Raw genomic sequence first — 14,428 nt, forward strand, 5'->3', positions numbered from 1 at the left:
CAATCGTGCCGATGTTGACGTGCGGTTTTGTACGCTCAAACTTTTCCTTTGCCATTCCTCAGGCGCCCTTTTGCGATTTGGGGGACCCTTGGTCCCGTGGTTACATCTGCGCGCGCGAGATATTTGGTTCACGGGGGAAAATCAAGCACATCCTGAAGGAAATGCGGCAATCACGCAGGATTTTGCGTGACCTCGGTGGATTCCAGCGGTTGGATCAGGCTCGGACGCTTGTCGAACCAGCCATTCTCTTCATGTTCTTCGGCCAACCATTCTTCGACTCGGTCCGCGACCTTCAGGGCCAGACCGCTCATCTGTTCTTCTTTGGTTCGGGTATTGCCTGAGCCAGTAAGGGCACTTTCACCGGTCGTGTCTTCCAGCACTTGAAACTGTTTCCCCTTGGCCAGAAACTCTTTTTTCTTAACGTCATACACGTTGACCAGCACAATCGCGGTGCTTTTGGGATTGTAAATCACAGGTATCCCAGGGGGTGCCAGCATATACCCCTCAAGGCTGATGCCGATGTCATATTCCTGCGCGCCTTCGTAACGGCCTAATCGAATATCAACCGCGTTCTGAATGGCTTTGGTCCATTCATCTGGTGTGGCGTCGCGCGACACCGGACCCTGCACGGCTTTGTCCGCAAAGGCATAGTTTACGCGCAGTTTGAATTCCCCCAACGACTCAGGCGGTTCATAAACCTGGGTCTGCGTACATGCGCCCATCAGGGCCAATCCGGTAATCAGGGTCAGAATTCGCAACATGTGTCTCTTCTCGATAGGCCTGTTTTACGGGATGTAGCGCACCAACACGGCCTGTGCAAAGTCGTATCAGCAGAAATTGATCGCAGTGGCAGCAGAGTCACGAAAACTTATAGTCCCGAGGGAAGCCGTAAGGTGGTTTTTTCCCAACGCTCGCGCGCTTGGCCAACCATTGGGACATGTCCGCCTCGTGTCGGGTCTTCTCACCGCCCATGGACCATTTCAGCCCTTCTTCCCAGTTGAAGGTGGTGATGTCCGACAACCCGCCATCCAGTTCCAGCGTGCCCTGCCGTCCACGCGCCATGTTGTACTTCTGCAGGCGCACACCCTTGCCACGGGTCATTTCAGGCAGTTCTTCTGTCGGGAAAACCAAGAACTTACCGTTCTGGGATACAACGGCCACGTGGTCGCCATCGACCGGCTTACAGATCATCGCCGTCTCGTCGCCTTTGACGTTCAGCACCTGTTTTCCGTTGCGGGTCTGGGCCAGCACGTCATCTTCGGGAACCATAAACCCATTGCCTGCATCCGAGGCCACCAGCAATTTACGCCCCGGCTTGTGGATTAGGATGTCGATGATCTGGGCCTCGTTCGGCAGATCAACCATCAGGCGCAGCGGCTCGCCCATTCCCCGTCCACCGGGCAGATTGGCCGCACTGACAGTGTAGAATCGCCCATTCGAAGCAAACACCAGTAGGCGATCCGTAGTTTCCGCGTGGAAAATGAAACGCGGGCCGTCGCCATCTTTAAACTTCAGCTCTCGTTTCAGGTCGATATGGCCGGTCATGGCGCGAATCCAGCCCATCTGAGAGCAGACAACCGTGATCGGCTCCTTATCGATCATTGCCTCAAGCGGAACTTCTTCGACTTGTCCGGCCTCGGCGAACTGCGTGCGACGCGCGCCGCCGTCGTAGTCTTTGCCGAAGGTCTTCTTCGTCTCTTTCAACTGCTCGGCTATTTTCGCCCATTGCAGGGCCGGATCGGCCAGCAGGTCTTCGAGATTGGCGCGCTCCAGCATCAACTCGTCACGTTCGCGGACCAACTCCATCTCTTCCAGACGGCGCAAGCTGCGCAGGCGCATGTTCAGAATGGCGTCGACCTGAACCTCGGACAGTTCGCCCTCACCCGGCTTGGGCGTGACGTAATCAGACTCGTCGGTGGCACGAACGTGGTCGATGCCCCAATCCTCGCGCATAAGCGCGGCTTTGGGGTCGTCGTCATAGCGGATGATGTCGATCACACGATCAAGGTTCAGGAAGGCGACGATAAAGCCCTCCAAGACCTCCAACCGATGGTCGATCTTCGCCATACGGTGACGCGAGCGTCGGATCAGCACCTCTTGCCGGTGATCGAGGAAGGCGCGCAGCACTTCCTTCATCGAACAGACCTTGGGCGTTACCCCATCGATCAGCACGTTCATGTTCAGGCTGAACCGCACTTCAAGGTCCGAGTTGCGATAGAGCATGCCCATCAACACCTCGGGATCCACGTTTTTAGATCGAGGTTCAAGAATCAGTCGGATGTCATCGGCGGATTCGTCGCGCACATCGGCGAGAATCGGGATTTTCTTGGTCTGGATCAGTTCCGCAATCTTTTCGATCAGCTTGGATTTCTGAACCTGATACGGAATTTCGGTGACAATGATCTGCCACTGGCCACGGCCCAGATCTTCGACCTTATATTTACAACGCAACCGGAACGAACCGCGCCCAGTGCGGTAAGCTTGAGCGATATTCTCCGCCGGCTCGACAATCACGCCGCCGGTTGGGAAATCGGGGCCGGGCACATAATTCAGCAGCGTATCGTCGCGGGCATCCGGCGTCTTGATCAGATGCAGGCAGGCATCGCACAGCTCGGCGATATTGTGCGGCGGAATGTTCGTCGCCATACCCACAGCGATACCGCTGGCACCATTGGCCAGCAGGTTCGGGAATTGCGCAGGCAGCACCACCGGCTCGGTTAGTGTGCCGTCATAGTTGTCGCGGAAATCGACAGCGTCCTCGTTCAGGCCCTCAAGCAGCGCCTCGGCCACGATGGTCATCCGCGCCTCAGTGTAACGAGAGGCAGCAGGGTTATCGCCATCGATATTGCCGAAGTTCCCTTGCCCGTCGACCAACGGGTAACGGACGTTGAAGTCCTGCGCCAATCGCGCCATCGCGTCGTAAATAGCGGCGTCACCGTGCGGGTGATAGTTACCCATCACATCGCCCGAGATCTTGGCGGACTTTCGAAAACCTCCGGTTGCACTGAGTCGCAGTTCCCTCATCGCATAGAGGATTCGCCGGTGTACCGGCTTCAACCCGTCCCGCGCATCAGGCAGAGCACGGTGCATGATGGTGGACAGCGCATAGGTCAGATAGCGCTCACCTATCGCGCGGCGCAGTGGTTCAGCAACCTCGCCCCCATTGTCAGGGGCCTCCATATTGGGGTCGTCGATCGTGTCATTCATACATGATGTGATACGACGCTAGGCTGCCCGGGTAAAGCAAGCAGAGTACATTTTACTGGGGACAAGTCGCGCTTTTTGCAACAGGGGGAGGCAAGTGAGTGTTTTCCCCGAATTTTCGACTCGGCCTCACAATTATGCTACCATTCCAACAATTGAATGATTGCTGCCTATTATTGTTGTTACGATTACCTTGGGGGATGGCCTCTATGCGCCTGATACTTGTTACTTTCGCCGCTCTCGGCTGGACGTTTTACGTGATGAGCGGAGGTCCCGACTTTGAACCGCGCGGTGTGCGCGACGCTAAGCCGGAACGCGTTGCTGTTGCAGCCAAACCGGCGACACCGGTCGTCGAACCCACACCAATTGTCAAACCTGAACCGGTTGAGAAACTGGTGATACGGACCTCTGCCGCGTCAGAAAAAGTGGTGCCGACGCCCGTCGAATCCGATGCTCAGCTGGGCGAAGAGGAGACCAAAGCCTTGCTTTCGCAAGTGGCTGCGGGCCTCAAGGCAAACCCGTCGCTGTTCAGCGACGAAAACGTCACTCTGACCCTGGCGTCGCTTGAGCAAGGTTTGGGGTCACTGGAACAAGTCGCAACGGATGCCGAACTGCCAACGGTTGATCTGGCTGCACCAGTTGAACCACCCAAAGATATCCGCGAAATTTCGGGTACCCGTGTCAATATGCGCGACGGGCCCGGAACCATTTATCCAATCATCGGCAAGGCCCGCATTGGCCAACAGGTCGAAGTCTTAAGCGAATCGGGCACAGGCTGGTTGCGCCTGCGCGTGTTGCCGGGGCAACAGGTTGGATGGATTTCGGCATCACTTGTCCGGAAAACAACAAACTGACGCCGGAGCGTCATTGCCCTGCCGCAAACCCCGCCATAGCTATTGGCGGGGTTCATGTTCGGAAGGCTCATGCAGAAATCGATACTCATTACGGGATGCTCTTCGGGTATAGGCCTGGATGCAGCACACGGTATGCGTGCACGCGGCTGGCGTGTTTTTGCATCCTGCCGCCAGCAACGCGATTGCGACCGTCTGCGCGCACAAGGCTTTGAAAGCCCCAAAATCGACTATACCGACACCAAGAGCATTACGTCGGGATTATCTTCTGTGCTCGAGGCAACGGGCGGCACTCTGGATGCCTTGTTCAACAACGGCGCCCATGGACTGCCTGGCGCGGTCGAGGACGTGCCTACGGACGGATTACGCCATATCTTTGAAACCAATGTCTTCGGATGGCATGAGCTGACACGCCAGGTGATTCCCGTTATGCGGGAACAGGGTTATGGACGAATAGTTCAGTGTTCTTCGGTTCTGGGCCTTGTCGCCTTCCCCTGGCGTGGGGCCTATGTCGCCACCAAATACGCCATCGAGGGTTTGACCGACACAATGCGGCTTGAACTGCGGGATACCGGAATTCACGTTGTTCTGATCGAACCCGGACCAATCACCTCGAAACTCAGGGAAAAAGCGATCCCGATGTTCGAAAGATTCATTGATTGGGAAAGCTCGGCGTTACGAGAAAAATATGAAGCCTCGCTGTTGAAAAGGCTTTATGAAAGCAGCGGCCCGGATCGTTTCGAACTGCCAGCTTCGGCTGTGACCGACAAACTCGCCCACGCGGCTGAAGCGCGGCGGCCGAAGGCGCGATACTATGTGACGACGCCCACATATGTGGCCGGGATATTGCGCCGAATCTTGCCCACAAAAGCGACCGATCGCATCCTGTCGGACATCTGAGGCGAAATTTCCCGTTCGCTTTTTGACGTCCCAACGCTAGATGGGTCATAATCGAAAAAACCGGACGGTGACTTGAAATGGACCTTTTAATGGTCGTTCTGCTTTTGGCCATGGCGGCAGTTGTCGTAGTGCTGACCCTTGGCATTGCGAATTTCGGCAAAAGCGGCATGGAAGCTGCAAAGAAAAGCAACAAGATGATGCGGCTTCGCATCCTCTTTCAGTTCATTGCCGTGGTGCTGATCGTGCTATTCGTTTACCTGCGCGGACAAGGGGTGCAATAAATGGTCGTTCTCAACAAGATTTACACACGCACAGGTGACGACGGCAAAACCGCTCTGGGCAATGGCGAACGCGTGGCCAAATACGCGGGGCGCGTTGCCGCGTACGGAACGGTAGATGAGTTGAACGCATTTGTCGGTGTGGCCCGAACCGAGGCCCAAGGTGAAACAGATGCAGCATTGTCGCGCATTCAGAATGACCTTTTCGACCTGGGCGCAGATTTTTGTCGCCCCGATATGGATAAGGATTCCGAGGCCGACTATCCACCCCTGCGTATCGTACCCTCTCAGATCGACCGTCTTGAAGCCGAGATTGATGCGATGAACGAAAATCTGGAACCACTGCGCAGTTTCATCCTACCCGGTGGATCACGTCTGGCAGCGCATCTGCACGTGTGTCGTACGGTGTCTCGTCGGGCAGAACGGCTGGCGGTCGAATTGACGAATATGGAGCCGGTCAACGATGTGGCTGTCAAATACCTCAACCGGCTCAGCGACTGGTTCTTTGTCGCGGCTCGCTGCGCGAACGCCAACGGCAAAGACGACGTTTTGTGGGTTCCGGGCGCGAACCGCTGAAAGCGGCGCGGTGGGAAGGCGGCTGTCAAATTTGTGCGCGCCGCAGTCCTTAAAATGCAGAGGCTTCAAACGGCAATCTTTCGCCCTTGTTTGAAAAAAACCGCAAAACGCGACGTCCCGACGCTATGACGTGACGATTTTGCTCTGTTGTGCCACTGCTGCAGGCGCTATCTAGTCCGTCGAGAGCATTGGCAGAGTCGCCTTCGCGGCTTGCCGTTTTTTTGAGGAGCGTACGCAAAAATGAAGGTACTGGTGCCTGTCAAACGCGTGATTGACTACAACGTTAAGGTTCGCGTGAAAGCGGATGGAAGCGGTGTTGATCTCGCCAATGTCAAAATGTCGATGAACCCGTTCGACGAAATTGCTGTTGAAGAGGCGATCCGTCTGAAAGAAGCTGGCAAGGCCGACGAAGTTGTCGCCGTTTCGATCGGCGTCAAGCAGGCGCAGGAAACCCTGCGGACTGCGCTGGCCATGGGCGCCGACCGCGCGATCCTTGTTGTGGCGGCAGACGACGTTCACACCGACATTGAGCCGCTGGCCGTTGCAAAGATCTTGGCCAAAGTGGTCGAGGAAGAGCAGCCTGGCATCGTTCTGGCGGGCAAACAGGCAATCGACAATGACATGAACGCCACCGGCCAAATGTTGTCGGCCCTGCTGGGCTGGTCGCAGGGTACCTTTGCCTCGGAACTGGACATCGAAGGCGACAGCGCCAAGATCACCCGTGAAGTGGACGGCGGCCTGCAGACCATCAGCGTCAAGATGCCGACCATCGTGACAGTTGACCTGCGCCTGAACGAACCGCGTTACGCGTCACTGCCCAATATCATGAAGGCGAAGAAAAAGCCGCTGGATGAGAAAACCGCCGCCGATTACGGCGTGGATGTCAGCCCGCGTCTGGAGATTGTCAAAACCGACGAGCCGCCAGCGCGCGCCGCTGGTATCGTTGTAGGCTCGGTCGACGAGCTGGTCGAGAAACTTAAAGAAGCGGGGGCTGTGTAATGGCTGTACTTCTGCTTGCCGAAGTCAACAATGGTGAACTGGCGCTGGACGCGACTGCAAAAGCCGTCAACGCTGCAAAAACTCTGGGCGATGTGACCGTTCTTGCCGCAGGTGGGTCTGCCGCCGCTGCTGGTGAGGCTGCTGCAAAGATCGACGGCGTGTCCAAGGTTCTGGTTGCCGAAGATGCCTCGCTGGGTCACCGCCTGGCGGAAACGACCGCGGCGCTGATCGTGTCGCTGGCCGACGGGTACGAGCACATCGTTGCCCCTGCAACCACCGACGCCAAAAACGTGATGCCGCGCGTTGCTGCGCTGCTGGACGTGATGGTGATCTCGGATGCGTCCGGTGTAGTTGACGGCTCGACCTTCGAGCGTCCGATCTATGCGGGCAACGCGATCCAGACCGTGAAATCGAACGACGCCAAGAAAGTTGTCACCCTGCGGACCGCCAGCTTTGATGCTGCGGGCGAAGGTGGCTCGGCCCCGGTTGAGACCATTTCTGTCGGTGAAAACCCCGGTCTGTCGTCGTGGGTCGAGGACAAGGTTGCCGAGAGCGACCGTCCGGAACTGACCTCGGCAGGCGTTGTTGTCTCCGGTGGCCGTGGCGTCGGCTCGGAAGAGGACTTCAAACTGATCGAAACCCTGGCCGACAAGCTGGGCGCTGCAGTTGGCGCGTCGCGCGCCGCCGTTGACTCGGGCTATGCCCCGAACGACTGGCAGGTGGGTCAGACCGGTAAAGTTGTTGCCCCCGATCTGTATGTCGCTGTCGGCATCTCGGGCGCGATCCAGCACCTGGCCGGTATGAAAGACTCCAAGGTCATCGTTGCGATCAACAAGGACGAAGAAGCCCCGATCTTCCAAGTCGCCGACTTCGGACTGGTCGCAGACCTGTTCCAGGCCGTACCAGAACTGACCGAAAAACTCGGCTGATCAAACAGCGTAAGTTTTCGTCGAAAAACCTTACTGGGCCCGCCTTCTGGCGGGCCTTTTCAGTTTTGGTCCCGCAAAACAGGTAGCAATTTCCCGGCAATCTCACGGTGCGCAGATGGGCCTATCACATGCTCTGCCATTGGCTGTTGCAAGGTTCCAAACAACACATCTTCCAAAGATTCCGATTGCCCTGTCACGCGCACCGAACATTCAACGATACCCGTACACAAGGGCCGAAGCTGATTGATCATTTCGACATTTGGCAAAACGAGGTCGCTGTGCATCCCCTCCTGCCTGTGCACCTCTAGCCAAAGCAAAATGACCGGCGGTTTGATTTGGCGTAGAACCTTGGACGTAGTGCGCACCCAAGCCTCGCGCAGTTCTTGAGCAATGACTTCAAATCGCGCGTCTTGCACTGCGTGCAGCCGCGTTAGCAGATGCCGTACGAAATGGATTTCCGTGAAGTCGACCTCGGGAAAAAGCTGTTCCAGATCGTGCGAAGGGGCCAGAAACCGATCATTGCGGCGCGGATGAACCCGGTAAAACCTGTTCGACAAGCACGGCAAGTCGGGTGTTTGCAACACGCAAATTTCGGCCCTGTTTGCCAACTCTAACACTGCCGGATCAGCAAGTAACGCGTCAGCACCACAAAAAAGGCTACCAAAATTGACACAAGGTCGTCCCAAAAGTTTGGTAAGCTCGGCAGGAAAAGGCTGTTCCACAAAACGGCCAAAGGTCTCCTCTCCGCCCAAACACGCAACGAAAGGGTCGCTCAGGTCACTCGGCGGGCCGCGAAACCAGAGTTTGGAGCCCTTGTATTGACAGACGGAGTCCCCGCCCCTGTTCATCTCATGAAAGCTCATCCCAAGCCCCCCACATTTCACCCGGTTGCCATCTTGCGGCCTCAGATGTTGAGAAATTCCTAATGCGCGCATTTGAAGCAAAATTGACTGGTTCGATCCCCTTGCCGCATGCCCCGGTCTGCCGATACTGTCGCGGTATCCTTCAGGGCAAAGGCAGCTGTACATGGAAGTAAAATCAGTCGGAGTGATTGGCGCAGGTCAGATGGGCAATGGGATTGCCCATGTTCTGGCATTGGCGGAATACGAGGTCTTGCTGAACGATGTCAGCCAGGACGCACTGAATAACGCTGTGTCCACAATTGAAGGGAACATGGCGCGCCAAGCCTCTCGCGGGAAGATCACCGACGCAGAGATGCAGGCCGCGTTGAACCGGATCTCGACCACTTTGGAGTTGCCCCGCCTTGGACAGACCGATCTGGTGATCGAGGCTGCGACCGAACGGGAAACGATCAAGCAGGCGATTTTCGAAGACCTGCAACCACATCTTCTGCCGCATACGATTTTGACGTCCAACACATCGTCTATCTCGATCACACGTCTGGCCAGCCGCACCGACCGGCCAGAGCGTTTCATGGGGTTTCATTTCATGAACCCAGTGCCGGTCATGCAGCTGGTGGAACTGATCCGGGGCATTGCGACGGACGAAGACACATTCAGCGCCTGCAAAGCTGTTGTCGACCGCCTGGGCAAAACGGCTGCTAGTGCCGAAGATTTCCCGGCCTTCATCGTTAACCGCATCCTGATGCCGATGATCAACGAGGCCGTGTACACGCTGTATGAAGGCGTCGGCAGCGTTCAATCCATCGACCAGTCGATGAAGCTGGGCGCGAATCATCCGATGGGCCCGCTGGAATTGGCGGACTTCATCGGGCTGGACACCTGTCTGGCAATCATGAATGTCTTGCACGACGGTCTGGCAGACACCAAGTACCGCCCCTGCCCGCTGTTGACTAAATATGTCGAGGCTGGCTGGCTGGGTCGCAAGACCGAGCGCGGGTTCTATGACTATCGCGGAGAGGTTCCGGTACCGACACGATAAAAGGGGGCCAGCCCCCTCGCCCGGATTTCATCCGGGCTCACCCCCGAGGTACTTTTGGCCAGATGAATACGCGGATTAGGCTTTGTTTGATTGGCCCAAGGACATTGTGCGATCCCGTAGCCATGCCATGAAGCCGCGCGGGTCGCGCTCGAGCAGTTCCATGTCTTCATCGCCGATCGGCTCGCCGATAACCGGCGACTGCGGTTTGTTGCAGGATCGTACGATCTCGTGCAGCAGCAAACCCTGACGCAGAATCGGCGACAGTTTATTGGCAATCTGGTACCAGCGCGAGTTGCTGCCCGGGAAGAAAATCGGCAGCACCTGCGCACCCGAGCGGCGGATCATCTTGGCCGTGAAAACGTTCCATTCCCGCTCGATAGCTGGACCAAACCAGTCGTCCGAAGACATCACCACGCCTGACGGGAACAGTGCAACAACGCCGCCGTTCTTTAGGTGCTCCATCGCCTTGCCACGCATCTCGAGCATTTTGGCCTGCGCCTCGGGGTCGTGCGGGAAGGGCACCGGGATCATGAAAGATGTCGCCGCCTCATCAAGTCCGGTCAGGACCGAGCGAGTCAGAATGCGGTAATCGCTGCGGACCCGTCCAATCAGCTCGGCCAGGATCATACCATCGACCATACCGTGCGGATGGTTGGCGACCACAACGACGGGACCGGTTTTGGGAATCCGGGCAATCTGTTCCTGCGGTGTGGTCAGGTCGATACCCATAGTCGTAAGGGCACCACCCCAGAACCTCTGGCCGCGATAGTATTCGTTCTTTTTCTCGAATTTGTTGACCATTCGCAAAATGGTCAGCTTGCCGGTGCACCATTCGATGGCCCGAATGGCGGTTGAGGTCCAGGCATCATCGAACGAGTTCGCATATGTCAGGGTTCTACGGTCGTAGATTTCGCCCTCATCCGCGGTCCCATCCACCACTGGGCTTGTCTTGGTCTCGTGCGTCGTTTCCGCCAATTCCTGGTCTTCCCGTTTTCATGTCGCGGCGGGGCGGATTAAAACCCCTCTCCGAACTTGTCGTTCACAAGCGCTTCCAGAGCTTCCGCCAATGCCTCAGCATCCGGCCCGGACGTCTCGACGTCAATAGTTGTTCCGCGCGAGGCTGCCAACATCAAAAGACCCATAATACTGTCACCTGAAGCAGAAAGTCCGTCTTTTGACACCTCGGCACGGGCATCGAACCCTTCCACGACCTCGACCAGCTTTGCCGAGGCGCGGGCGTGAAGGCCCTTTTCATTGATAATTTTAAGGCTTCGGTTGGTCATAGTCGTCAATCCGGTTTTATTCTAATGTCACATTTTGTGCATTTATGTATTTCCGTCCAGCCTCCATCGCCTGACGCACAGCATCGCCGATGGGCAGGTGGCGGCTTTTGGCCAATTTGATCAACATAGGCAGATTGGCACCATAAAGAATCCGCCGATCCTGAGGTGCGCAGGCTCTTAAGCTGAGATTCGATGGGCTTCCGCCAAACAAATCTGTGACGACCACGACGCCATCGCCCATGTCTACGCTGTCGGCCGCCTGGCAGATCTCGGCTTGTTTCTTGTCGCGGTCGTGTTCAGCTTCGATCGCAATAGCCACCAGGCCGGGTTGCGGCCCGACCACATGCTGTGTGGCGGCCAGATATTCCTGAGCCAACCCCCCATGCGCAACGATCACAATCCCGATCAATCCGACCTCACATTCAACGTCCGGCGTTCCATCTCGCGATGCCTAATTGCCACTTGCTGACCGCCTTCGGCAAGGGCCTTTGCGACTGCTTCGGCCATTGCAACGGATCGGTGTTGCCCCCCAGTACACCCAAAGGCCACGGACAGGTGCGCTTTGCCTTCTGCCCGAAATGCGGGCAGCAGCAAAGTAAGCAGGTCCATGACTCGTTCAAAAAACGGCAAATAGGTCGTGTCCGATTGCACGTAGTGCGCGACATCAGGATGTCGACCATCGGCCGCCCGCAATTCGGGACGCCAATACGGGTTGGCAAGAAACCGGCAGTCGAACACCATGTCCAACCCGCGCGGTAGCCCGCGTTTATACGAGAAAGACTCGATCGATACCGCAAGGTGCCGCCCGCCTTTAGGCGCAAACCAGGTCTCGACCTCTTCGCGCAGCTGATGGACGTTGAGAAGACTGGTGTCGATCAGGGTATCCGCAATCTCGCGGATCGGGGCCAACAGTTCTTTTTCACGCTGGATGCCCGTTTCGGGGCTGGCATTTCTGGCAACGGGGTGACGGCGGCGGGTTTCCGAAAACCGACGCAACAGAACGTCATCGCTGCAATCCAGGTACAATACCGTTAGATCGACCTGCGCCATTCGGCCCAGCTTTTCTGCAAGCTCGATAAACCTGATTGTCGAAAAGTCCCGATTGCGAGCATCAACACCCAACGCCATCGGGCGGTCGCTGTCCGCGCTATCGAGCAGGCGCATCAGCAGCCCCATGGGCAGATTGTCGATGGCTTCAAAACCAAGGTCTTCGAGAACATGAATTGCGGTAGACCGACCAGCCCCCGAAGGGCCTGTGACCAATACGATCCGCCGTTGTGAAATCATGTGTTCGGCCATTCCGGATTTACACGCCCATTTTTTAGCAGCTGCATCAACGCTGCAGCCAAATTGGGGACGCCGGCACCGCGAAGCAAGGGAACAGTTTGCCTCAGGACCTGAACAGTGAATTGTTCGGGTAGGCGTTGTGGTTCGCTCTGGTCCAGATCGACGACGTAATCGATCGGAACTGGCCCGGTTGCTTCGGCCCTGAGCAGGCCGATGTAACGCGCCTCGATCAAGTTACGGATTTGTGAAACAGCGGACGCAACGATCTGTTCATCGTGCATCTGTAGAATCACACGGTCATCTGCAACCAGGTCAGCCCCATAGGCCATCAGCTGCAACGCCAACTCAGATTTCCCAGCACCAGAAGCCCCGATGATCAACACGCCACGCTGTTCTACCGATACACAAGACGCATGAACGCACGCCCTGTCACGGTTGTTGGCCTCTGACAGTAAGAAGATTTGCATTTCTCAAACAGGCAGCCCCACGACAAATCGTGCGCCCAGCGGATCAGAGGTGATGTCTGCCTCGGTCGGGCGTATGTTTTCGGCCCAGATCACGCCGCCATGGGCTTCTATAATCTGCTTTGAGATCGCCAGCCCAAGACCTGAGTTATTGCCAAAGTGCTCTGCAGGACGCTGCGAATAGAATCGCTTGAACACTTTCGTTAGCGCTTGTTCGGGGATGCCTGGGCCCGTGTCCTCGACCACAACCAGCACTCGGTTGTCGCGCTGACGGACCCAAACACGAATAGCATCGTTTTCTTCGCAGAATGAAATCGCGTTTGTGATGAGGTTTACAAATACCTGCGCCAACCTTGCTTCGAGCCCGTTGATGACAATGGGTTCGGACGGCAGGTCAGTTATATAGTCGATACCTTTGGACCGGGCGTCCTCACCCAAGTATTGGCCAAGGTTGCCCAGCAGTTTGAGCAGATCAAATGGCTGCTCTGCTTCTTTTACCAATTCCGCGTCCAGACGCGATGCGTTCGAGATATCGCTGACCAGGCGATCCAGACGACGGACATCGTGTTCGATCACATCCAGCAGCTTGTCGCGCTGATCCTCTCTTTTAACCATACGCAATGTGCCGACAGCGGATTGCAGACTGGCCAGAGGGTTCTTGATTTCGTGGGCAACATCGGCCGCGAACTGCTCGTTTGCGTCGATCCGATTATAAAGTGCGGTCACCATGCCACGCAGGGCGCGGCTGAGCCGTCCGATTTCGTCCGGCCGAGCGCTAAGGTCCGGGATACGGATACGACCGGGATTAACCCCTGTGCCACGATCCTTGCCCATTTCAGCCGCTGCCGCCAAATCCGCCAATGGGTTGGCGATGGTTGAGGCCAGAACCAAACTTAGCCCTACAGAGACAAGCAGGGCCACCACAAACATCTGAAGGATGCGCTCTTGTTCGCGGCGGGCAAGCGCGTCAATTTCCCCTGCCGGACCTGTGATGGCAACCGCGCCCGCTGGGTTGCCTTCGTACAGGATCGGAGCAGCGGCAACAATCACTGTGTCACCCGCGCTATCCTGCACCGCCTGAACCTGTGTTTGCCCGGTAAGAGCCTGCGGAATAATTGTTTGGACTCGCTGCGCCAAGGTCGGAGATTCAGTTTCGGTCGACCAGTTGAATATGTTCGACAGCCCAATCCAAACCGCATTCAATGTGTCGCTGATGACGGTGCCGCCAGTCTGTACTTCGGTGCTTGTACGCAGAAGCACGGGCATATCGGACGCTTGTGGCACGCCGCGTGTCCACCCGATCAAGGTGCCGCTGGCGTCGTACACAAAAACCTCGCCGCCTTCGGGCAGCGTCAGCCCTGAAAGCGTGTCCTTGACGTCCAGGTTTCCGGCATTTTGCGCAGATATCTGCGCCCCCTGCCGCAGCTGGGTTTCAAAAACGTTGCTGACCAGCTGCGCATCACCCAGCAGATTGCGGGCGGTTTGCTGCACCTTTTCTTTGCGCGAATCGTCCAGATACAGCAGCCCTGTGACCAAAATCACCAAGGCGATCAGGTTGAAAGTGATAATTTTGCGCGCCAAGGGTGAACCGCGCAGAGAAAACAGGTTTCTCCGGGACCGCTTCTCTCTCAGCTCGGCGGATTCGAAATCCTGTGGGATGACCCAGTCATCCCCAAGAACGACATCACCGTCGCGCAGTTCTCTGGTTTCTTCGGTGTCGCGCACGAGAGCCCATTACCTCTTGCAGGCGTCGCG

Annotated in this window: 16 protein-coding genes; 7 read left to right on the forward strand and 9 right to left on the reverse strand. The window is 56.8% G+C overall.

The features are described from left to right. Positions 1-170: 170 nt before the first annotated feature. Positions 171-761, reverse strand: coding sequence for a hypothetical protein (locus GOV85_RS17985; protein ID WP_171180722.1), 591 nt, complete (start codon positions 759-761; stop codon positions 171-173). 97 nt (positions 762-858) lie between these two features. Then, positions 859-3,207 carry a DNA topoisomerase IV subunit A gene (parC, locus tag GOV85_RS17990; RefSeq protein ID WP_171180724.1) on the reverse strand — a complete coding sequence of 783 codons (2,349 nt, stop codon included), beginning with the start codon at positions 3,205-3,207 and terminating at the stop codon, positions 859-861. Between the two features lie 206 nt (positions 3,208-3,413). On the opposite strand from parC, the gene GOV85_RS17995 reads away from it, so the two are divergent. From GOV85_RS17995 to GOV85_RS18020, 6 genes are all read left to right on the forward strand, one after another. Beyond that, positions 3,414-4,058, forward strand: a complete 645-nt coding sequence (locus tag GOV85_RS17995; protein WP_245223292.1) for an SH3 domain-containing protein — start codon at positions 3,414-3,416, stop codon at positions 4,056-4,058. Between the two features lie 69 nt (positions 4,059-4,127). Beyond that, the gene (locus tag GOV85_RS18000) at positions 4,128-4,955 is read left to right on the forward strand and encodes an SDR family NAD(P)-dependent oxidoreductase (RefSeq protein WP_171180726.1); all 828 of its coding nucleotides are present in this window, start codon (positions 4,128-4,130) and stop codon (positions 4,953-4,955) included. A gap of 77 nt (positions 4,956-5,032) precedes the next feature. Then, on the forward strand, positions 5,033-5,236 hold the full coding sequence (locus GOV85_RS18005) for a twin transmembrane helix small protein (RefSeq protein ID WP_171180728.1): 204 nt from the start codon (positions 5,033-5,035) through the stop codon (positions 5,234-5,236). Beyond that, positions 5,237-5,809, forward strand: coding sequence for a cob(I)yrinic acid a,c-diamide adenosyltransferase (locus tag GOV85_RS18010; RefSeq protein WP_171180731.1), 573 nt, complete (start codon positions 5,237-5,239; stop codon positions 5,807-5,809). It begins immediately after the preceding gene. A gap of 240 nt (positions 5,810-6,049) precedes the next feature. Further along, entirely contained in the window at positions 6,050-6,808 is a 759-nt protein-coding gene (locus tag GOV85_RS18015; RefSeq protein ID WP_171180733.1) for an electron transfer flavoprotein subunit beta/FixA family protein, read from the forward strand. Continuing rightward, complete coding sequence (locus GOV85_RS18020; RefSeq protein ID WP_171180735.1) at positions 6,808-7,737, forward strand: electron transfer flavoprotein subunit alpha/FixB family protein; 930 nt, start codon at positions 6,808-6,810, stop codon at positions 7,735-7,737. The genes GOV85_RS18015 and GOV85_RS18020 overlap by 1 nt, the downstream gene beginning before the upstream one ends. A 59-nt stretch (positions 7,738-7,796) precedes the next feature. Here the strand turns inward: GOV85_RS18020 and GOV85_RS18025 are convergent, their stop codons facing one another. Next, on the reverse strand, positions 7,797-8,765 hold the full coding sequence (locus GOV85_RS18025) for a DUF6473 family protein (RefSeq protein ID WP_348540233.1): 969 nt from the start codon (positions 8,763-8,765) through the stop codon (positions 7,797-7,799). Here GOV85_RS18025 and GOV85_RS18030 point away from each other — a divergent pair. Continuing rightward, entirely contained in the window at positions 8,764-9,639 is an 876-nt protein-coding gene (locus GOV85_RS18030) for a 3-hydroxybutyryl-CoA dehydrogenase (RefSeq protein ID WP_171180737.1), read from the forward strand. The genes GOV85_RS18025 and GOV85_RS18030 overlap by 2 nt on opposite strands. A gap of 75 nt (positions 9,640-9,714) precedes the next feature. On the opposite strand, the gene GOV85_RS18035 is transcribed toward GOV85_RS18030, so the two are convergent. From GOV85_RS18035 to GOV85_RS18060, 6 genes are read right to left on the reverse strand one after another with little or no spacing between them, the layout of a single operon-like run. Further along, the gene (locus GOV85_RS18035) at positions 9,715-10,614 is read right to left on the reverse strand and encodes a lysophospholipid acyltransferase family protein (protein ID WP_171180739.1); all 900 of its coding nucleotides are present in this window, start codon (positions 10,612-10,614) and stop codon (positions 9,715-9,717) included. A gap of 38 nt (positions 10,615-10,652) precedes the next feature. Continuing rightward, complete coding sequence (locus GOV85_RS18040) at positions 10,653-10,922, reverse strand: HPr family phosphocarrier protein (protein ID WP_171096062.1); 270 nt, start codon at positions 10,920-10,922, stop codon at positions 10,653-10,655. A 16-nt stretch (positions 10,923-10,938) separates the two neighbouring features. Continuing rightward, complete coding sequence (locus GOV85_RS18045) at positions 10,939-11,331, reverse strand: PTS sugar transporter subunit IIA (RefSeq protein ID WP_171180741.1); 393 nt, start codon at positions 11,329-11,331, stop codon at positions 10,939-10,941. Then, positions 11,328-12,209, reverse strand: a complete 882-nt coding sequence (rapZ, locus tag GOV85_RS18050; RefSeq protein WP_245223293.1) for an RNase adapter RapZ — start codon at positions 12,207-12,209, stop codon at positions 11,328-11,330. Before rapZ ends, GOV85_RS18045 begins: the two co-directional genes overlap by 4 nt. Further along, positions 12,206-12,676 carry an HPr kinase/phosphorylase gene (locus GOV85_RS18055; protein ID WP_171180744.1) on the reverse strand — a complete coding sequence of 157 codons (471 nt, stop codon included), beginning with the start codon at positions 12,674-12,676 and terminating at the stop codon, positions 12,206-12,208. The genes rapZ and GOV85_RS18055 overlap by 4 nt, the downstream gene beginning before the upstream one ends. 3 nt (positions 12,677-12,679) lie before the next feature. Continuing rightward, positions 12,680-14,398, reverse strand: a complete 1,719-nt coding sequence (locus GOV85_RS18060; RefSeq protein ID WP_171180746.1) for a sensor histidine kinase — start codon at positions 14,396-14,398, stop codon at positions 12,680-12,682. Positions 14,399-14,428 lie beyond the last annotated feature (30 nt).

Source organism: Ruegeria sp. HKCCA4633, assembly GCF_013034605.1.
Taxonomy (GTDB): Bacteria; Pseudomonadota; Alphaproteobacteria; order Rhodobacterales; family Rhodobacteraceae; genus Ruegeria.